The organism is Terrimonas ginsenosidimutans, assembly GCF_022012415.1.
GTDB lineage: Bacteria > Bacteroidota > Bacteroidia > Chitinophagales > Chitinophagaceae > Terrimonas_A > Terrimonas_A ginsenosidimutans.
In genome coordinates this window covers 19,716-38,962 of sequence record NZ_JAKLTR010000003.1, presented here as the reverse complement: position 1 = coordinate 38,962, position 19,247 = coordinate 19,716, and the positions used below count along the sequence as shown (strand labels likewise).

The following is a 19,247-nucleotide window of genomic DNA, read 5'->3' as shown; positions in this document are numbered from 1 at the left end:
ACTTGAAATTAATGTGCTCCGTCACTCCTGCTCCTGTTCCTCTTTCTCCTCCTCCTGCTCCTCCAATGGCAATTCATCCCCTTTGCCTAACCGCACTTTCGGGTTATCACCTGTCCCCGTTATATTCATCGGTATGCCAATTATACCCAATGGCGGCAATCCCAGCCTGATCTTTAACTTCAACTTACCATCGAGACTTGTTTGCCCCTGCATCCTGAGCCGGAAACCAGCTACTTTAATCTTTGTCTTCTCCAACGTTACTACATTGTTCTGGATCTTGGTTTTGAAATTGATCTTACTCAGATCGGGGTCTTTCAAGCCATCTTTGCCGGTCGACTTACCCATTGCTGAAAACAACCTGAATCCCTTCATCTTAACTTTCTTAATGGATAACACGCCTTCGCCTTTCAATGAGGGCATGATCGGATACATGTCCTTATCAAGCTTCCCTTCCAGGCTGTACTCAAGCGAGATCACTCCTTCTGCTTTGCCAGCAGCCGGCGCGAGTTCCCGGAACAGTTCCACTTCGTTGTACATTTTTTTTACATCAAAATCTTTCGCGGTGATATGATAAGTAAAAAATGCCTTTTCCGGCGAGAGACTTTTATAGGTGGCATCCATTGTAGTAGTAGCGCCAGCCATGGTAAAGCCGGTCTGCTGCAATTTCAATTCACCATTCTGCAACTGAACATCTCCTTTTACATCTGTCAGACGAAGTTTATTATAGTCGATGGTTTTCACGTTGGCCGTTAATTGCATATCCAGATCCGGAGGAAGGAGGATGACACCACCAGTAGCCGGTACCGGGCTGGAAGAAGCAGTTTCCGCAGGCAGATTGAACGCCATCCATTCATCCATCGATATCCTGTCTGAACGCAGATCAAACTTGCCTTGCAAAGAACCATGGCCTGCCATGTAACGGAACAAATTTGATAACGCCCCATTCAAAGAAATAACGGAGCTTCCGTACCGCGCATTGAACTGCTCAAACTTCATCAGGTCCTGATGAAAACGGAACCAGCCTTTATCGATAAAGAAGGGAAGTGGATATATCTCTGTTGTAACAACAAGATCGTTTACTTTCAGGGTTCCACTGTTCCGCAGCTTTGCAAATCTCTTCGCTACCGCATCGGCCTCACTGCCTTTAAGAGATAGGTCTGTTGTAATAGTACCTGTCACATCCAGGCCCTGCCGGGCAAACACTTTATAGATCCTTCCAAGATCAACTTCACCCTTTGATAAAATATCATACTGTATATCCTCCAGGTTCCTTAAATCAGCTTTGATCATGAATGGTTTACCTTCAAAGTCAAATGATATTGGCTGTATCTCCACAGCAAGGTCACGGAAGGTGCCTTGCTTGTTTGCAACAGTCGCATCAACCTGAATATTCTCAATTGGCGCCGGGTAGTACTTTGTTTTTATTGATGCTCCCTGAAGCTTGAAGACAGCTTCAGTTTTCGGAAATATCTTTTTAGCAGAGATGTATTGCCCGTTTGATCTCAGATCGACTGCCAGTTTTCCATTCAGCTCCATGCTGTCAAGAGGATAGAACTGAGCAATATCGGGAAGACTTATCGATGCTTTCAATGCCGCATCAACGGGAAAATCAGCCGCATTCCCGATCTTAAAAAATCCATTGATAAAGTTGTTCATCATTTTCACATCAATATTTTCTATTGAGATGTTTGTATGATGATAGTCATTATCGGGGCAGGCCATTTTCATGTTAAATGCAAGCTTTTCCACCGGTTTTGGCAGCGGAGTATAATGGACATAACCATTTTCCAGTGCAGCATTCAACGTAAAGGACGGAATACTGGTAATGACAATATCTTTACGTCGCCTTGCAGGATTCTGCCCCGTCGCATATTGGCCATTGGCAGCAAAATTCAGTGTAAGCTTTCCCTTCAGATCGTAATCTGCAAGACCAAGCGCCTGATCAAGGCTGGCCAGATCCAGTGAGCTGTTTGCTCTTGCTTTTATCTGTGGTGAGCTAAGACCTTTGAGCTCAACTGCCGTACTGAAATGATCCTTCCCGATATTAAAGAATGCTGAATCCAATTTTAAATACTGTTTCTCCACATCAAACCCGGGTAGCTTGTAATCCATATCCAGGTAAAGATTGTTCAACGCTACCGGTGCTTTCTCATACGCGATCGACCCTTTGCGCACTTGCAAATCAAGAGAGAAATCTGGCATTGTTTCTGAAGCCGCCATATACTTTCCAACGAGGGCAGCTTTAAAATCGGTTTTGCCTTTAATAGTTGTTTTTTCAAGCCATCCCTGGTATTGCGGAGGTAAAGCAGTCATCACATCATCCAGATCCGCTGCCGCGCTGCTTATCTGGAAATTCATATCATATCCTCCTTCCACGAAATCAAAGCTGCCTTTAAAATCCATTGGAAGCCGGTTGATATGAAGTGTATTTTGGGGAAAGCGAAGCGCAAGGGAATTTGTATTTATACTTGTCAGCAGGTCAGCATCGATCTTTTTCTGCATGATGTATGGATACCGGTCATAGTAGAGATCAAACTTCTTAACTGTCAGGTGACTTTTCAGATCAAATATGGCCTTACTGAGATCCCCGCGACCTGTATAATCAAGTCCCTGTGCATTGATCAGAATAGCCGAGGAAAGATCATCATAATGAAGATCTGTTTTCTCTATCACTATCTTTTCGATCTTCAGCGCTGCAGTAGTATCACCTCCGGAATTGCTGTTGGTATCTGACGAGGGAGAAGACTGGTATACATTATAGTTTGCCTCTCCTTTTTCATTAACCTTCACATTGATATCCCCTTCGGTAATAAAAAACTGGTCAACTTCAATATCTCCTTTTATCAACGAAAAAATATTGATACCAAATGCTACTTCATTTGCGGCCAGCAATGTGTCCCGTTGGAAGGGCGCCGATCCTTTCAACGAAAAATCCTGCAATGTCATTGTTAAAGCAGGGAAGTGATTAAAGAAAGTAAGCCTTGCTTTGGAGAAATTCACTTCGCCGTTAATAGAACGGTTCACCAGTTGCTTCACTTTATCCGAGATCGTATTCGGTAAGATATAAGGAAGAAGAAAAAGAATGGCGATCAGAGAAACGACAGAGATCCCGATGATCTTTACCGTTTTGATTAATACCTTTTTGAGAGTTCGCTTCATAAACCTGCAATAGCTCTATTGTTTAGTAGAGCGTTGTGCGGTTTCACAGGATTCGACGACAGCTGGACAGGCTCCTTCAACCATCTTGGATCGTATCTTATTCATTATGGCAAACGACTCAGGTACACCTGGTCTATGGTTGATCAATGAAATTAATCGTTAGGGCAACATTTCCAGTTTCTGCAATTGTTTTTCCAGTTCGCCTGCACTGGTGAAGTGGATCGATCTGATGCCCATTCCTTCAGCGGCTTTCACATTCCGCAGATTATCGTCTATAAAGATCGCATCTGCCGGTTTAACATCATAACGGTCGAGCAAGCGCTGATAAAATTCAGGAAAAGGTTTGCGGGTCATTTCTTCTCCGCTAACCACTCTGCCATCAAACCAGTGCAGAAATCCGTATCGGGTCAACGCAATATCAAACAGGCCGGCGTGCCAGTTGGTCAACGCATATATCTTATACTTACCCGATTGTTTTAGCTTTCTGAGAATTTCGACAGTTTCCGGTATCGGAGCTTTCAGCATATCCGACCAGCGACCATAATAGTCACGGATCTGAGACTCCCATTCCGGAAATTTTGTTACCAGTTCCTGCGTTGCTTCCACATAAGACCGGCCTGCATCCTGCTCTTCATTCCAATCGCTGGTACAGATGTTTTCGAAAAAAAACTTCCGTTTTTCAGGTGTTTCAAAATATGTTTCGTGAAAAACGTAATTCGGACTCCAGTCAACCAGCACTCCTCCTAAATCGAAAATGATTGTATTGATCTGACTCATTATTTATTGTATCGGAATTTTAGAACGATCATGGTTACAGCCATGGAGAACACGGCCGCGTTCGTGAGAATGATCACCCAGTCACTTTTTAATATACCATAGACGATCCATAGTATATTGTTGCTGGCGGCGATCATGAACATTGAGAGGGAAATATCCTTTGCAGACTTCTCCTTCCAGGTTTTGATAACCTGTGGAAGAAAAGTAAATGCTGTGATGGCCCCGGCAACAGAGCCTAATACGTCTACAAACATGGTGGTCCTATTGGTGAAATGACCGGCAAACGTACATAAAAATCCGGAGGTTTTGTACTACTTCCTGGTGGGGTAAAAAAAGGCGCGGGAGGTGTCCGCGAACGTTCGGAAAAATCCGTCATTTCGCCAGTATCTCCCGCGCCCGTTGTATCTCAAACGTTTGTTTTACAACCAACTTTATCGCTTCTCCAATAGCCACCAGTTTCTTTTACGGGGCTTCACTTTATAGTTAGTGGTGATATAGTGACGGATATGGGCCATTGCCTCATCCATATCATCAGTAATGAGCACAAGGTTCATGTCTTCTTTGGATATGGTACCCTTCTCTGCCATATCTTCTATCGTTTCGATCAGTTCGCGATAATATTCCTTGCCGAAAAGAACGATCGGAAACTGGGTAACCGTTTTTGTTTGAACAAGCGTCAGTGTCTCGAAAAACTCGTCCATTGTACCGAAACCTCCCGGCATGATAATAAAAGCATAGGAATATTTGATCAGCAGAACCTTTCTTACAAAAAAATGCTCAAATGTGACAGATTTATGCAGATATGGATTCTCTTTCTGTTCAAAAGGCAACTGGATATTACAGCCAACAGAGGCGCCACCGCTTTCATAAGCCCCACGGTTTGCGGCTTCCATAATACCCGGGCCGCCACCGGTCATGGTCGTAAAACCCAACGCGGCGATCCGTTTGCCAAACTCGCGCGCTTCCTGATAATATGGATGATCTTCATTGAAACGTGCAGAACCGAATACAGTGATACAGGGCCCTACAAAATGAAGATTGCGAAATCCTTTTATAAACTGTTTAAATACGCGATAGGCAAATCCGAGTTCATACCCCCGGCTTTTGGGTCCATCCAGGAAGATATGCTCTTTGGAAGGAATGATCCGATCTGTTTCACTCATAATTACGATATTGAAAAAGATTAAAAATAAAACATTTCAAACCAAACGATGGATTTTGACAGGACTAAAAATATCCTGTACTTTGATAGTTGTAAATAAAAAAGCTATGCGTATCATCAGTTATAATGTGAACGGGATCCGTTCTGCCATAAACAAAGGTTTTATTGAGTGGCTTAAAACAGATCCTGCAGATATCATCTGTATCCAGGAAACCAAAGCAGTAAAAGATAATGTGAACTACAAGTTGTTTAACGACCTGCAGTACGAAGATTACTGGTTCAGCGCACAGAAAAAAGGATATAGTGGTGTTGCCGTATTTTCAAAGATCAAACCTGATCATGTTGAATATGGAACAGGGCATAAGATGAGTGATGATGAAGGGCGTGTCATACAGCTTGATTTTGGTGATATCCGACTGATCAATGCTTATTTCCCGTCCGGAACCAGTGGCGATGAACGACAGGATTTTAAATACGTATGGCTGAATGAGTTTAACGAATACCTGGAAACGCTAAAGAAAAAGCATCCGAAACTGATCGTTTGTGGCGATTACAATATCGCGCATAAAGAGATTGACATTCACGATCCGAAAGGCAACAAGAAATCGTCGGGTTTCCTGCCGGAAGAGCGGGAATGGATGACAAAATTTCTCGACAATGGATGGGTTGACACTTTCCGGGAGTTTCACCCTGAGCCACACCGCTACAGTTGGTGGAGCCAGCGTTTCCCCTCTGTACGCCTGAATAATAAGGGCTGGCGTATCGACTATATCAATGTAACATCCCCATTGAAAAATAATCTTGTATCAGCAGACATCTATCCCGACGTGAAACATTCAGATCATTGTCCCGTCTACCTGGAGCTGAAGCCATAGATCTGCTAAAAAAAGCATGAATTATACAAGGGTGCGGAAGATCTCCGGGCCCTTTTTCATTCACTCATTTTGTGGCCTTGCTATTCTTGCCGAACTTCGCCTTTCGTAATAAAATTGCAGTAATGGAACAAAGCGCTCAATCAGCGATCATATACAATGTAACCACCAAAGTCGCGCACACAATAGCAGAAAAATGGTTGCAATGGATGCATGAAGAGTTTATTCAACGCATGATCGATACAGGTTGTTTTACAGGAGCCACTGTATTGCGGCTGATTGAAGTGGATGAAACTGAAGGGCCAACCTATGCGGTGCAATATAATTCTCCCGGCAAAGAAGATTATAATCTGTTCATAGCAAACCATTCTGAACGGATGAGCAGGATCGCTAATAACAAATGGGGCACGAGCATTATTTCATTCCGGTCAGTTCTGCAGGTTGTGGATCGATTGTGAAAAGGAGAAAACTTAATTTTAACAGTTGAAAAACTATTGTATATTCCGCCGCAACCCTTTACCCGCCTGCATTTCAAGGAGCAATAGCTGAAACCCGCTACAGTAGCGACTTTCAAGGGATTATCGAAAAATCACACGTAAAATCACTCAAACATATATTCGCTAAAATCCTTACTCCTAGCGGATTGTGGCCGATTTATCATTTAATTAAAAAGCTTCGATTTTTTTTTGCTGCTATCGAAAAGCGTATAATTTTGCTGTCGTTACTAAATACAAAAAAACAGATTATGAACAAAGCTGAATTGATCGCGAAGATCGCCGAAGATGCCGGCATTACTAAGACTCAGGCGAACGATACATTGGATTCTTTTGTAGATGCCGTTACCAAAACCTTGAAAAAAGGCGGTAAAGTAACCCTGGTTGGCTTCGGTACATTTTCTCCATCTGAAAGAAAAGCGCGTAATGGCCGTAACCCACAAACTGGTGCTGTGATCAAGATCAAAAAACGCACTGTTGCTAAATTCAAAGCTGGTAAAGAACTGGCTGCTAAATTGTAACCTTCCACTCAATCTATTAAAAGCTCCGGTGCTTTCACCAGTACCGGGGCTTTTTTATTAACTTCGCATTTAATCTGATTATTTTAAAACCTTCATTATGGGCAGAGGAGATAAAAAAACTGCAAAGGGCAAACGTTTCAAAGGTTCATTCGGCAAAAGCCGTCCCGCCAAGAAAGCGTCATTCGCTAAGAAAGCAGCAGCAAAAAAGAAAGCTTAAGGAATATACCTGAGTTATTAATTTATTGATACGAAGAGGAAATGTGACAAACGTTTACTCTTCGTATTTTTTTTACAGTCGGATGAACACGATGGCCACGAAAGCAGAAGACTAGTGTACGCTCAGAGCGATGAACTGACGATCAGAAATGATCATCATTTTATACTGAATGGCCTGTGGTTTGGCCCTCAGGGCGCCAACCGCTCTGCCTTCCACGTACCATTTTCTTCCAGGGAGTATTCGAAGCGATCATGAAGACGCGATGGACGGCCCTGCCAGAACTCCATCAGAACAGGACTCAGCAGATAGCCGCCCCAATGGCCGGGACGTTCAACCTGACGCACTTCTTTTTCCATCCGCGCATATTTCGCTTCCAGCCATTCACGGCTCTCGATGATACTGCTTTGGGGAGATACAATTGCACCGATCTGGCTGCCAAGAGGGCGGGAATGAAAATATTCGTCACTTTCCGAAGCGGATACTTTCCGGATAATGCCGGTGATCCTGACCTGGCGTTCCAGCTCTTTCCAGAAAAATACCAGGCATGCTTTAGGGTTTTCAGCCAGCTGTTTGCCTTTATAACTGTTATAATTCGTAAAGAAAACAAAGCCTTCTTCTGAGAACCCTTTCAGCAATACGATCCGTGCAGAAGGAATTCCATCTGACGATGCTGTCGCAAGCGTCATTGCATTTACTTCCTCTATTTTTGAATCGACCGCCTCCTGCCACCATTTGGCAAACTGCCGGATAGCATTAGGGTCAATATCGTTTTCGGAAAGTGACTGACGGGAATAGTTTGTGCGGATGCCGGCGATATCGGGTTGCATAAGTGTCCGTTTCCGCAAATTTACAACCTTTATACGGCACGAAAACATGACTGATCTCAGGCAAATGGCGGTGGCTGATGGGAGGTCTGCTGCTTTTGCATCAGCTGATCCCTTTCTTCTGCCACAACATTCAGCATGCTTTCCAGCTCCCCGATCCGCTTCAATTGCCCCTCCAGCTTTCTATTGGCGTCAGAAACAGACTGAAGATCGTAGTTGATCTCTTCAAGATAGGAAACCTTTTTCTGCAATTGCTGACGCTGAAGATTTGCTTCTTTAAGCTTGTCCTCAACCAGGTTCAGCTCCTGCTGAAGTGTTAGATTCTCGGAGGTAAGCGTCTGGCTTTTCTGCCTGTATCGTTCTACATCACCAGCCAGTTTCAGGTGAGATTCTTTCAGGTCTTCATGATCCAGGCTTTGCAAGCGGGAAGACGTAAGCTGAGCTTCAAGTCTTGAAATCTTTTCCTGCAGAACGTTAAATTCACCATAGGCCTGCTCCAGCATAGAGCTCATTTCTTTTGACAACGCTTCTTTCTGACGGACAGCATTCAGTTCCGCGTCTTTGCTTTCCAGCAATTGCCGCATATCGTACACCTGACCGGCTAACTCGTCATTTGCGCGTGCCATCTCCTGCTGCAGTTCTTCCTTCTCCCTGATCACATCGATATTACCCAGGAGGTCATTGATCTGCTGGTTATGTTGCAGAAGAGATTGTTTTGCTTCGATCAGGCGGGACAGATAGTCGTCGTTGCGAACCAGTTCTTCACCAGCCTGGCTTCTCGCGCCTGCCAGCTCGGCCTGAAGCTGGGTGATCTGTTTTCTGAGATCTTCTATCAGCTGCTGCGCACTTTGCTGCTCATGGTTGGCTTCCCTGGACATAGACAATAGCTGGGAGCGCAGGTGTTCGTTCTGCTCATTCAGTGCGTTAATCGCAGACTGATCAGCACTATTGCTGTTGGTATCGCTGCTGCTATCACGATTTTCCAGCGCTACAGCAAGACGGTCCTGTAATTCATCGGTTTTCTCCCGGAGATTGGCGATCTCTTCATCTTTCTGGTCCAGTTTCTGCTGATGAAGCTGTTGAATGGATGCAATCTGTTCGTTCAGTTCATCGATCTCTTCTTTTAGCGCCTCGGTGATCGTGTCATCACCGGCTGATTCTCTGGCAGGAGAAGATTTCAATGTTCGGTATGCTTTGTTGAGTTCTTCGATTTCCATCGCAAAACGTTCGGAGTTCTCTTCCGAGATGTTCACACGATTGGTAAGGGTCGTGATCTCACGGTCCTTCAATTCCATGTCATTGAAATATTTCAGCTTCCATTCATTGCGTGCAATGTCCGGCTTGTTGGTATCTTTGGGGATCCGCAGGTTCTTGCGGCTTGTGATGAAGAAATGGATGGTAAGTCCGAGGATGATCGCACCAACCAGGAGTACAATAAGTTCTACAAGTGATAGGGTGAAAGAAGCCATAACAGTACTAAGTAAATAGAATTAAGGTTCGTGAACAAAACAGTAGTTTATCGGATATGGCCTTTTAATTTTCACAAGTAGGAAGCACAAGATAACGGGTATATTTAATTTATAAAAGACTTCTTTTCGAAATGGTAAATTTCCGATATGTGTTAGCCTGGACGCTGTTGTTATTTATGGGCGCGAACGCCGCTGCACAGGGTAAATACTGGTATAAAAGTTTTAGTGGAACAATTGATAAATACCCTTTTACACTTCATCTTCACCGGATGGATCACGGGTATACGGGTTATTACTATTATACAAAAGCCCAGCGCCCCATCTATCTCTCGGGCGATGACACTACCACGGCGGGTAAGATCCGTCTGCAGGCCTATGTACCCGGAACGGAATCTGATTATGAAACTTTTACCCTGGATCTGAAGGGAGATTCGTTGACCGGCGCATGGATAAAAGATCATACCGGTAACCAGGATTTTCCGGTGAAGGCCGGGCCGCAAACGGCGGTTACCCTTTCATTCGACTACGTTGTTACCTCCGGCAGTGAAAAACTGCGCCCAAAGCTGGGATCTTCGCCGGGCGCAAGCTACGAGGCGGCAACCGTATGGCCAAAGGGAAATTCCGGCGCTTCGGTTAACCTGAAGAAGATTCTGCAGGATCTGATGTATGTGAAAGGTACAGGAGATATTGGTCCGCTTTTGCTGGCACAGAAAAAAAGATTCTTCGCTGATTATTATTCAACACATAAAAATGTACCTGACAGTGAACTGGTTGAGTTTACCTCTGGCTATACAGAAGATCAGACGACCCATACGACTGTAATGTATCATTCCGGCAGTATCCTTACCCTTGCCAATATGAGCTATGCTTATACTGGCGGCGCTCACGGCAATTACGGTACTCACTATGCATCGGTAAACCCTGCAACGGGTAAGGCTTATAAACTGGCAGATGTTTTATCCCCTGCCGGGAAGAAAGCGCTGAACAGCCTGATAGACAAAAATTTCAGGAAAGAGCGCGAGCTGTCGGCAAAAGAGTCTCTTAAGGAAGCAGGCCTGTTTGAGGATACGATAACGGCAAATGAGAACTTCTTCCTTACCGGATCCGGCATCGGCTTTAATTATGTTCCCTACGAGATCGGGCCATACGCGATGGGAGAGGTGATCGTATTTATTCCCTATACGGATTTTGGCCAGGGTGGATTGAATCCATCGTTCAAAAAGTAAACGATACATAAAAAAAGAGACCAGCAATACCATCTGGTCTCTTTTTTTATGTATCGTTTGTATAATTATCCTGTTACCAGTGTGCCTACTTTTTCACCCGTCACGACCCTGCGCAGATTGCCCTCTTTGTTCATATTGAACACAATGATCGGCAGGTTGTTTTCCATGCAAAGGGTGAAGGCTGTCATGTCCATTACACGAAGATTTTTCGACAGACATTCCTGGAAAGTCACCGTTTCGTATTTGGTTGCAGTTGGATCTTTCTCCGGATCGGCGGTGTAGATCCCATCTACGCGTGTCCCTTTAAGGATCACGTCTGCACTGATCTCGATAGCGCGGAGTGAGCCGGCTGTATCAGTTGTAAAATATGGGTTACCTGTGCCAGCGCCAAATATCACAACACGTCCTTTTTCCACGTGACGGATCGCGCGGCGGCGGATATACGGTTCTGCGATCTGTTCCATTTTGATCGCACTTTGGAGGCGGGTATAAACGCCCACCTTTTCGAGTCCCGCCTGTAAGGCCATGCCATTGATCACGGTTGCGAGCATGCCCATGTAGTCGCCATGTGCTCTTTCGATCCCTGTTTCAGCTTCATTCATACCACGGTAGATGTTTCCACCTCCGATCACGACCGCAACCTGTACGCCCAGGTCCGTAATAGACTTTATATCTTGCGCATATTGGGAAATAACGGCCGAATCCATGCCGAAATTCTTGTCGCCCATTAAAGATTCACCAGAGAGTTTCAGCAGAATACGTTTGTACTTAGGGAGCATGAAGTAAAGTTTAGCGCTGCGAAGATAGGGGAATTAACACTGGCTTAAAAGAGGGATATCAGGTATATGCAGAGCGGAAAATGCCAATATGATGTTGAGAACGATAGAAGTAGCTACCTGGTGTCGGCTGATGAAGGATCTGTTCCCCGTAGCTGAGTGCAGCTCTGCGGGCAGATCAGCTGGCGGGTCGCGCACATTATTTCCGGGAAAATTTTCGCTCAGATTCGCGGGTCTTTTTTACGGAACTTCTTTCCATACCTGCTATAGGGTCGTTTTTTACGGGGGCGTTGTATTTAACTGTTGCGTCGGCAGACTTATGACGGAACCTCTTTCCCACCTCGCCCACCCTGTGGGCTCCCTCCCCCGCCTCCAACCTGCCAGTGTTTTTTTGACGTGATTTTTGCAATCGGCAAAATATCTCCACCTGCAGAAGCACCATCGCTCCCGCACACACACACACCTATCCCAAAGGTCTTCAGCTATTCATCCCGCACTCAATCCATATACCCTGATTAATCAGCTGCATAAAGATCCATCATCGGCAAGGCTATGCCATGGGAAAAAAACGGAAATAGAGGGGAACTTTCTGAAAAATGATGAGGAAAAAACAACCACCCGCATTATTCAATTCTGTAACCAACGGTTCTTATGCGCCAGTGTGATGATCTGAGCGCGCGAGTTAACATGCAGTTTCTCGTAAATATTTGCAATATGCTTCCGCACAGTTAGCACACTCAGGTGAAGTTCTGAAGCAATCCTTTTCGCATCCCACCCATTCACCATCAATTGTAGTATCTGCTTTTCGCGCTCAGTAATATTCACCGGCATCGACGATGCCTCACTACTATCCGTAGCCGCCGATTCAGTCGACCGGCTCAGTAAAACCAGTGCCTTCCGCGCAATAGCCGGACTCATTGGCGCACCTCCCGTTTCCAGCACTTCCACCACCGCATTTTCCAGCACAGCCGCCGATTCATGTTTCAGAAGATACCCGGAAGCACCTGCCTTGATCGCTTCGAAGATCTTTTCATCGTCATCAAAAACCGTCAGCACAATGAAATGTATCTGAGGGTAAAGCGCTTTCGCAATGCGGATCGTCTCAATTCCGTTCAGGTCCGGCATTTCAAGGTCCATAAACAATACCTGGGGAACAAGCCCATGTGGCAACCCTTTTAATTCGGCCAGACATTCATTCCCATTTGCCGCCGCAAAGATCAGCTCCATCCTCCCAGAAACTTTTATTTTCTGAAGAAAGGTATTCCGGTTTACGGCATTATCCTCTGCCATTGCAATTTTAAAAACCATAGATGTAAAATTCGGTATCAAATGATTGACCACCTATAACTAATTTGTAGTACCAGCTTCTTCATCAGGCTCAATTATTACACGCATGCCAGGGGTTGCCGGCTCCCAGTATAGCTTCCACCCTGCTGCGCTCGCCCTGTTCCGCATATTCGTCAGGCCGTTGCCTCCTGTCCCTTTCGCGGGACGATCATCTTTCATTCCTGTGCCATTGTCAGTAATGCTGACGCGCCAGTGATTCGCAGTTTCAAGCATGACCTTCACATTTGTTCCGCCACTATGCTTCATTGCATTTACCACGGCTTCCTGTATAACCTGGAACAAGTGGAATGCCTGGGTTGGTGGAAGCGAAATATCCTCTGCAATATTTTCTTCGATATCTATGTCCATGTTCGGATAGCTTGGTTTCATCCGCCTCGCAAAGATTTTCAGGCGGTCGCTGATCGCCGTCAATGTCAATGCATCTTTGTTCAGTGCCCAGATGGTGTCATCAAGTTGGGACACGATCGCTTTAGAGTTACTGTGGAGCTCCTGTAATGCTACGGCTTCCTGGCCGCTTTTATTGTCTTTCGGGATAAAATCCAGGTTCGATGCAATAGAGGCCGCATAGGCACCTAGATTATCATGCAGATCCGCCGCAATCCGTTTCCGTTCCTTCTCTTCTGCTTCCGCGACAGCTTTTGTGCCCATCTCCTTCTCTCTCTCAAGCATCAGCTGTACTTTGAGCTTTTCGCGGCGACGGTATCCTGTGAAGATCAGATAGCCGATCGCTGCCACAAATAAAAGGCCTGCCAGTGTGAGATAGAACCGGATATTACTTCTCGCGATATTCAACTGTTGCTGCACGATAGTATTTTCCCGCTTTTGCACCTCATATTTCGTTTGCACTTCAGCGAGCGCTTCCGCGGAATTGGTTTGATAGAACGAATCCTTTGCCGCAATGATATCTTCCAGCATGCGCTGGTAAAGATCATTTTTGCCCGCGATCTTATAACACTTTGCCAGCATTTCATAATAGCCGAGACGAAGATTGACACTATTCGTATAAACCCTACCCGTTGCTTTTTCATTTGGACCTGCCCTCCTCAACGCATCCTGGCAAAACGCGATCGCCTTGTCTATCTGTTTTGTTTCGATATAAAAGTCGACAAGCGCCAGGTTCTCATCTATCCACATCCCTTCGTCATTCGTTTGCTTTCTCACATCGATCATCTCTTTCAGCTTTTCCTCAGCCTTATCGAATTTCTTTGCATGGAGGTAAATAGTTGATTGCTTTTGAAGTGTGATCGCAAGGCTTGAAAGATTCTGCAGTTCGCGAAACAGCAAAACTCCTTTCTCTATGAAATACTCTGCTGAGTCATATTTATTTAATTGGCTGTAGGCATCGCCCATATTGGCGTACACACCCGCCAGTACCTGTTTGTAACGGCTGTCATTTGTCGAATAGGCAAGAGCTTCCTGCAACCATTCCAATGCAACCCGTGGAGCTCCGCGCTGCAGCCAAACCGAACCGATGGTGTTTTTATTGGCACCAACGATGATCGTGTCCCTGTACCTGTCTGCATTAGCAACCAGCTGATATAATACGGAAAGAGCTTCCGGGAATCTTGACTTCCCACCCAGGTAAAGTGCTTTCTGACGCGCCATTTTATAATGCAGTTCGCGTGTTGCAGGGTCTGCTACAGGGTTCCGGCTCAACACAGGTTCGAGCAATATCAACGCACTATCCGAAGCCCCCCATCTGTTATACGTATTAGCCATGGCAAACGCAGCCAGATCCCTGCTTCGCTTGTCTCCCACTTTTTCAGCCAGCCTGACCGCCACGCCAGCGTAATGGTCCAGCGTATCCCTATCCAAACTCCTGTGTTCTTCACACATGTCCAGGATAGCTTTCAATCTTTCCTTATCGTTGCGGGCTGCGTAAATGTATTGCTTCAGACTATCTATCAGCTTGGTCTGCGACCAGGCAGAAAAACCTGTCAGCATCAGAACACAAATTATCAGGTGGCGGCACATAATTCTAAAATAAAGAATAAGCCGCGCCCGGAAGAGTTTTAGGAGCGTTTTTATGAGCAAATACATCAAATTGAGTAGGCTTAAGCCAGCCCCAACTGACAGTGCTGACTGGTAAGCCTATCGGCTAGACTTGAATAGAAGGTACGGACGCCGGTGAGTCCGGATCTTCGGGGCAAATAATGAATCCAATAACAGCCCTGTGCGTATATCTTTCAGCTATGCGGTAATCTTGTAGTTGGAAAATCGAACCCTGAAATGACCGTAGCCATGCCAATAGCAAACACCTTATTGTTTACGCCGTGCCGGAATACATGCGCATCAAGATCAGCGATCTGCGATCACCCGATCCCACAGAAATTGACCGCTATCCCCAGTTCGCGGAGCGCAGCTGCCTTGATCCGGCATGCTTTCAGAGCATCGTCTGCGTAAACCACGTGAATATGATTTGCCTGATGCTTCGCCATCAACTGGTCCCGGTCAACACCATCCAGCAATGCATGCATGATCGGCCATTCGGGAGTGGTTCCTTTCCAGCGTCTGTTAGTTTCTTCTTCAGGTAGTTCCACGACTTTGCCGGTCCCAAGATCGCAGTGCAGCTTTTCATTCTCTACATAGATCCTGCTCCATACGATCGATCCGGGTTTGCTGATGCCTTTCAGTGTGCCACCGCCCAGGAAAATACATAGGCGTTTGCCGGTCACTCCGGGCTCCTTTATAACCGCCGATAAAATGCGCCGGAGGAGCAGCACCTGAGATCAGAAATACCCAAACAAAACCATCCACTCCATTTCCCCTATAATATTCACCCCAACGGATATCATGCAATGTATTTTCTCCGCTCATGCCCAACTGATTCCAAAGACGATATGTAACCAGTGCATCGATGCCTGCACATTCATCCACTTCATTGAAATGGGGAAGGGCCTGACCCGCATACAACTCACGGCCTGTTTCATCATGAACAGGTGGCCTGTCTGTATTATTAAGCAGGCCTTCAACCAGATCACTCGCAGGTACCAGATCCTTCAATCCCTGCTGATACTGTATCCCGATCGTATCGCACCCAAACTCATCCGCCATACGAACTGCCGCGATATACATCTTGCACTGAAGAAGTGTTTGCTCTTTTGTTAGCTCTGTCTCCTCAACATTTCCCCAGCTGAATTGCATGCCTTTATCAAGCAGCCATTGAACGATCGCTTCCGCCTCTTCATCTTTTACTGTCAGCATTTTTGCATACAGTGCGGACTGGCTCAAACGCTCTTTAAAAATCCCTGTAGCATGTAATAACTGATCTGGAACTATAGCGTTATACATTCCCATGCAGCCTTCATCGAACACACCCATGATCGCTTTTTGCTGACGTAGTTGCCTGGCGAATGCGATCCCCGTCTCCTCATCAGCATTAGTGAGAGCAGATCCGGTATATTTTTTCACGTGCCGGAGGTCATGTTTGACGATGCCCTCCGTTAACCATTTTTCTAAACCCTGCAAAAAGAAATCATCATCAAACTTTTCGCTCCACAAAGTGCTGTACGCAACGCCGGCTTTTGTCAGCGATCCGTTGATATTAAGCATACCAACAAGTCCGGGCCATTGTCCGCTCCAATTCGCTACCGTGAGAATGGGTCCCCGATGTGTCGTCAACCCCGCTAGTACATGATGCTTATATTGCCAAACACTTTCCGCAACGATCAGCGGCACGTTAGCAGGGATATTCCTGAAAACCGCAATTCCCATCTTCTGTGAATCAATAAATCCATGCTTTTTAACCGCATCATACGCATGACCACGCCGCACTTTCCAGCCAGCTGCTTCAACTGCATTGATCAATGATCTTTCCATTGTAACCTGTGCGTCCCAGCAAAGTTGATTTGCCGCAATTCGCAGATCACCGCTGGCGACCAGCCAGACCTCGTTGGTTTCCGACATACCTGAGTAGTTAATATTATTTGATAAATCAGCATCAAAAGATCGTAGGTCGATCTTCGCATGGCAGAACGATGTATAAAAAATCTGGATCATACAACAACACTACCCGAACGATCGATGATCAATACGCGATCACACGCTCATCTATCAAATATCGATAAGCGACATAGTGGTTTCTTTCAGATTGTTACCAATAAAGTATACGATCTTACCATCCTGGGATGGTGTTTAAAAAAGTAACATCTATCTTTCAAACAGAAAGATTGCGCATATGAAACCTCATTTCCATAAGATCACTACACCGCCGCAAAATTCATTTTCCATCCGGCATGACCGGCAGCCAAATTTCGGGCGTGTCTGGCACTTTCATCCTGAGCTGGAATTGCACTACACTATTCAGGGGGAAGGCGTTCGTTTTATTGGTGATAATGTCAGCAATTTTTCAGATGGAGAATTGATCCTGGTTGGAGAAAATCTCCCTCACACATGGCGCTGTCATGATAAGTATTATCAGCATAAAGATGATCTGTATGTGGAAGCGATAGTCCTGCAGTTCCGACCCGATTGCCTGGGTAAAGAACTATTCGGACTGCCTGAAGCCTATCTTATCCCACAGCTTTTTGAGCGGGCAAAAAAAGGAATGAACATCAGAGGCATCGCAAAAGAAAAGATCGTACACTTCATGCAACAGTCTGTGCAGGCAGGGAATCTGGAGCGCATCATCTTACTACTACAAATACTGAAGACCCTGGCCGAAACAAATGAATACTCACCGATCGCATCTGCTCATGCATTCTATAAGTCGAATGAATCCGAAACCCTGCGACTGAATAAGATCTGCACATATACGCTTTCAAATTATAAGAAGGAAATCACACTGGAAGAAATCGCAGGTCTCAGCAACCTGAGCGTAACCTCTTTCTGTCGTTATTTCAAAATGATGACCAGAAAGACTTACCTGGACTTTCTGGTCGAAATACGCGTAAGCCATGCCTGCAGGATGCTGGTGGAAGATAATTATCCGATCGGTATCGTTTGTTTTGAATGCGGGTTTAACAATCTATCAAACTTTTACCGACATTTTAAAAAAGTAACCGGGATGAAGCCCTTCGAATATAAAAAGAAGTACCTGCGGGAATCTGCGGCCTGATAATCCTGTCGCATTGCTGAGTACAGAATCTGCGAATGGTCTGGGTTATCTCTTTTTCAGCAAAAATATCTGAAGGAAATTGTCACCGTTCATTTCAACATATCGGTTGTAACATAACATACTTCCATCATAGCTCCAGTTCACAGCGCCAACAGGTTTCGAACGATCATCCGTTCTTTGGGTAACACGTAAAGCCGTTGCAGTGGAAAGCTCTGTTATGAAAACACTATTGTCTGCGATATATGCAATGAATCTGCCGTCGCTACTGAAATTAAAAGGTCCCTGAATGGAAAAATCAAAATTGGTGAGCTGTTCCGGTATGCCTCCATTAGGCGAAATACAGAACAATTGAATATGTCCTCTTTTATCTTCGGCAAGAAAGGCGATCCTGGATCCATCGGCACTTGATCGCAGCCAATGCCGTGGCGAGTCAGTTACGCCATTTGCCGTAAAGCTGATCCGGCGGTGAGTTAAGCCCGGAGGAATGGCGAGTCTCGATCCAGTCGTTGGGTGAAAAGACATCGACGCTGCCTGTTGTAGAATATCATCAGGAATATCCACGATAAAGATCTCTGTTTTCAGGTTTCCCTTATCATTTCTCAGGTTACCCTGGTAAGCAATCGCTCTTTTTTGCCAGCTTCCATCTGTTCGTCGATATCCATTGCTCCCGATCCAGGTTTCATCAAAGGCTTTTTCCATTTGCGCTGATCCATGAGCAGGATTTTCGGTAACTTCTGCTATGAGCATGGAAAACATCTCTCCATTATTGTTCTCCATTCCATTTACCGGAACGATCACACGACCGGGAACCATAATACCGATCGTTCTGAGATCTTTGATCGCACTGTTGCTCTTTTGTATTTGTTCGATCACATGATCGTTATAGGTAAAGCTGATCCATTCACCATCACCGGTCCATGTATGTGCATGTGTGCCTCCCCGCAGTGCGCCATTTGTGAATGGGGCAACTATGTTTCTCGCATCCATAAATACAGGTACTCCGGGCGAATCTGTATCGACGGCAACGCCTGTCCGCCGCGTCATACTGTAAGGATGTTGTGCTGAAGCATTGCGTATGCCATGAATAAACAGTACCCGATCCATAACAGGAGAAAAGGTGGCGGCTCCAACGCCGGGCCCATACTCCGTTTGATCCGACGTTTGGTAGATCTTTCTTATCTCTCCCGAACCAGTATTTACGATTGAAATAGTGCCGGTACTGGCGATCTGTGTATCATCATTCCGGCCATCATAAACGATCCAGTCGCCATCCCTGGAAAAGCATTGAGTGGAGTTAATGCAATGTCCACACGCATCATTTGTAAGTTGAAGCTCCTCCATTTCCAT

General features: G+C 45.5%; 18 protein-coding genes. 6 read left to right on the top strand and 12 right to left on the bottom strand.

Going from position 1 to position 19,247, the window contains the following annotated elements; all coding sequences use genetic code 11:
- Positions 1 to 21 precede the first annotated feature (21 nt).
- The 4 genes from LZZ85_RS05365 to LZZ85_RS05350 all read right to left on the bottom strand — a co-directional run bounded on the left by LZZ85_RS05365 (position 22) and on the right by LZZ85_RS05350 (position 5,099).
- On the bottom strand, positions 22 to 3,159 hold the full coding sequence (locus tag LZZ85_RS05365) for an AsmA family protein (protein ID WP_237869342.1): 3,138 nt from the start codon (positions 3,157 to 3,159) through the stop codon (positions 22 to 24).
- Between the two features lie 159 nt (positions 3,160 to 3,318).
- Complete coding sequence (locus LZZ85_RS05360) at positions 3,319 to 3,936, bottom strand: HAD family hydrolase (protein WP_237869334.1); 618 nt, start codon at positions 3,934 to 3,936, stop codon at positions 3,319 to 3,321.
- Positions 3,936 to 4,190, bottom strand: coding sequence for a SemiSWEET family sugar transporter (locus LZZ85_RS05355; RefSeq protein ID WP_237869332.1), 255 nt, complete (start codon positions 4,188 to 4,190; stop codon positions 3,936 to 3,938). The genes LZZ85_RS05360 and LZZ85_RS05355 overlap by 1 nt, the downstream gene beginning before the upstream one ends.
- Before the next feature lie 177 nt (positions 4,191 to 4,367).
- The gene (locus LZZ85_RS05350) at positions 4,368 to 5,099 is read right to left on the bottom strand and encodes an LOG family protein (RefSeq protein ID WP_237869323.1); all 732 of its coding nucleotides are present in this window, start codon (positions 5,097 to 5,099) and stop codon (positions 4,368 to 4,370) included.
- A gap of 106 nt (positions 5,100 to 5,205) precedes the next feature.
- Here LZZ85_RS05350 and LZZ85_RS05345 point away from each other — a divergent pair, with 106 nt between their 5' ends.
- The 4 genes from LZZ85_RS05345 (at position 5,206) to LZZ85_RS05330 (ending at position 7,202) form a co-directional block, all read left to right on the top strand.
- The gene (locus LZZ85_RS05345; RefSeq protein ID WP_237869315.1) at positions 5,206 to 5,973 is read left to right on the top strand and encodes an exodeoxyribonuclease III; all 768 of its coding nucleotides are present in this window, start codon (positions 5,206 to 5,208) and stop codon (positions 5,971 to 5,973) included.
- A 122-nt stretch (positions 5,974 to 6,095) separates the two neighbouring features.
- Positions 6,096 to 6,428, top strand: a complete 333-nt coding sequence (locus LZZ85_RS05340) for a DUF4286 family protein (protein WP_237869311.1) — start codon at positions 6,096 to 6,098, stop codon at positions 6,426 to 6,428.
- A 287-nt stretch (positions 6,429 to 6,715) separates the two neighbouring features.
- Positions 6,716 to 6,985 (top strand): HU family DNA-binding protein, encoded by a 270-nt coding sequence (locus LZZ85_RS05335; protein WP_237869309.1) that lies wholly within the window; start codon positions 6,716 to 6,718, stop codon positions 6,983 to 6,985.
- Positions 6,986 to 7,082: 97 nt separating this feature from the next.
- The gene (locus LZZ85_RS05330; protein WP_237869307.1) at positions 7,083 to 7,202 is read left to right on the top strand and encodes a 30S ribosomal protein THX; all 120 of its coding nucleotides are present in this window, start codon (positions 7,083 to 7,085) and stop codon (positions 7,200 to 7,202) included.
- 188 nt (positions 7,203 to 7,390) lie between these two features.
- Here the strand turns inward: LZZ85_RS05330 and pdxH are convergent, their stop codons facing one another.
- Positions 7,391 to 8,029, bottom strand: coding sequence for a pyridoxamine 5'-phosphate oxidase (pdxH, locus tag LZZ85_RS05325; RefSeq protein WP_237869305.1), 639 nt, complete (start codon positions 8,027 to 8,029; stop codon positions 7,391 to 7,393).
- Positions 8,030 to 8,085: 56 nt separating this feature from the next.
- Positions 8,086 to 9,495, bottom strand: coding sequence for a coiled-coil domain-containing protein (locus tag LZZ85_RS05320; RefSeq protein ID WP_237869303.1), 1,410 nt, complete (start codon positions 9,493 to 9,495; stop codon positions 8,086 to 8,088).
- Positions 9,496 to 9,626: 131 nt separating this feature from the next.
- Between LZZ85_RS05320 and LZZ85_RS05315 the strand changes: the two genes are divergently transcribed.
- Entirely contained in the window at positions 9,627 to 10,721 is a 1,095-nt protein-coding gene (locus tag LZZ85_RS05315; protein WP_237869301.1) for a DUF3298 and DUF4163 domain-containing protein, read from the top strand.
- Between the two features lie 65 nt (positions 10,722 to 10,786).
- Here the strand turns inward: LZZ85_RS05315 and pyrH are convergent, their stop codons facing one another.
- From pyrH to LZZ85_RS05290, 5 genes are all read right to left on the bottom strand, one after another.
- Complete coding sequence (gene pyrH / locus LZZ85_RS05310) at positions 10,787 to 11,500, bottom strand: UMP kinase (protein ID WP_237869299.1); 714 nt, start codon at positions 11,498 to 11,500, stop codon at positions 10,787 to 10,789.
- Positions 11,501 to 12,124: 624 nt separating this feature from the next.
- Positions 12,125 to 12,805, bottom strand: coding sequence for a response regulator transcription factor (locus LZZ85_RS05305; protein WP_237869297.1), 681 nt, complete (start codon positions 12,803 to 12,805; stop codon positions 12,125 to 12,127).
- Between the two features lie 39 nt (positions 12,806 to 12,844).
- Positions 12,845 to 14,788, bottom strand: a complete 1,944-nt coding sequence (locus LZZ85_RS05300; protein ID WP_237869295.1) for a tetratricopeptide repeat-containing sensor histidine kinase — start codon at positions 14,786 to 14,788, stop codon at positions 12,845 to 12,847.
- A gap of 368 nt (positions 14,789 to 15,156) precedes the next feature.
- The gene (locus tag LZZ85_RS05295; RefSeq protein WP_237869293.1) at positions 15,157 to 15,519 is read right to left on the bottom strand and encodes a hypothetical protein; all 363 of its coding nucleotides are present in this window, start codon (positions 15,517 to 15,519) and stop codon (positions 15,157 to 15,159) included.
- Positions 15,419 to 16,750: a hypothetical protein gene (locus tag LZZ85_RS05290; RefSeq protein ID WP_237869291.1), complete on the bottom strand. Its 1,332-nt coding sequence runs from the start codon at positions 16,748 to 16,750 to the stop codon at positions 15,419 to 15,421. Before LZZ85_RS05290 ends, LZZ85_RS05295 begins: the two co-directional genes overlap by 101 nt.
- A gap of 271 nt (positions 16,751 to 17,021) precedes the next feature.
- On the opposite strand from LZZ85_RS05290, the gene LZZ85_RS05285 reads away from it, so the two are divergent.
- Positions 17,022 to 17,900, top strand: a complete 879-nt coding sequence (locus tag LZZ85_RS05285; protein ID WP_237869290.1) for an AraC family transcriptional regulator — start codon at positions 17,022 to 17,024, stop codon at positions 17,898 to 17,900.
- Positions 17,901 to 17,945: 45 nt separating this feature from the next.
- On the opposite strand, the gene LZZ85_RS05280 is transcribed toward LZZ85_RS05285, so the two are convergent.
- On the bottom strand, positions 17,946 to 19,247 hold the full coding sequence (locus LZZ85_RS05280; protein WP_237869288.1) for a DUF3748 domain-containing protein: 1,302 nt from the start codon (positions 19,245 to 19,247) through the stop codon (positions 17,946 to 17,948).

What these genes read in the sequence shown, in the direction of transcription:
- LZZ85_RS05365 (WP_237869342.1), bottom strand. Translation starts at nt 3,159, where the DNA reads ATGAAGCGAACTCTCAAAAAGGTATTAATCAAAACGGTAAAGATCATC.
- LZZ85_RS05360 (WP_237869334.1), bottom strand. Translation starts at nt 3,936, where the DNA reads ATGAGTCAGATCAATACAATCATTTTCGATTTAGGAGGAGTGCTGGTT.
- LZZ85_RS05355 (WP_237869332.1), bottom strand. Translation starts at nt 4,190, where the DNA reads ATGTTTGTAGACGTATTAGGCTCTGTTGCCGGGGCCATCACAGCATTT.
- LZZ85_RS05350 (WP_237869323.1), bottom strand. Translation starts at nt 5,099, where the DNA reads ATGAGTGAAACAGATCGGATCATTCCTTCCAAAGAGCATATCTTCCTG.
- LZZ85_RS05345 (WP_237869315.1), top strand. Translation starts at nt 5,206, where the DNA reads ATGCGTATCATCAGTTATAATGTGAACGGGATCCGTTCTGCCATAAAC.
- LZZ85_RS05340 (WP_237869311.1), top strand. Translation starts at nt 6,096, where the DNA reads ATGGAACAAAGCGCTCAATCAGCGATCATATACAATGTAACCACCAAA.
- LZZ85_RS05335 (WP_237869309.1), top strand. Translation starts at nt 6,716, where the DNA reads ATGAACAAAGCTGAATTGATCGCGAAGATCGCCGAAGATGCCGGCATT.
- LZZ85_RS05330 (WP_237869307.1), top strand. Translation starts at nt 7,083, where the DNA reads ATGGGCAGAGGAGATAAAAAAACTGCAAAGGGCAAACGTTTCAAAGGT.
- pdxH (WP_237869305.1), bottom strand. Translation starts at nt 8,029, where the DNA reads ATGCAACCCGATATCGCCGGCATCCGCACAAACTATTCCCGTCAGTCA.
- LZZ85_RS05320 (WP_237869303.1), bottom strand. Translation starts at nt 9,495, where the DNA reads ATGGCTTCTTTCACCCTATCACTTGTAGAACTTATTGTACTCCTGGTT.
- LZZ85_RS05315 (WP_237869301.1), top strand. Translation starts at nt 9,627, where the DNA reads ATGGTAAATTTCCGATATGTGTTAGCCTGGACGCTGTTGTTATTTATG.
- pyrH (WP_237869299.1), bottom strand. Translation starts at nt 11,500, where the DNA reads ATGCTCCCTAAGTACAAACGTATTCTGCTGAAACTCTCTGGTGAATCT.
- LZZ85_RS05305 (WP_237869297.1), bottom strand. Translation starts at nt 12,805, where the DNA reads ATGGTTTTTAAAATTGCAATGGCAGAGGATAATGCCGTAAACCGGAAT.
- LZZ85_RS05300 (WP_237869295.1), bottom strand. Translation starts at nt 14,788, where the DNA reads ATGCTGACAGGTTTTTCTGCCTGGTCGCAGACCAAGCTGATAGATAGT.
- LZZ85_RS05290 (WP_237869291.1), bottom strand. Translation starts at nt 16,750, where the DNA reads ATGTCGGAAACCAACGAGGTCTGGCTGGTCGCCAGCGGTGATCTGCGA.
- LZZ85_RS05285 (WP_237869290.1), top strand. Translation starts at nt 17,022, where the DNA reads ATGAAACCTCATTTCCATAAGATCACTACACCGCCGCAAAATTCATTT.
- LZZ85_RS05280 (WP_237869288.1), bottom strand. Translation starts at nt 19,247, where the DNA reads ATGGAAATGGAGGAGCTTCAACTTACAAATGATGCGTGTGGACATTGC.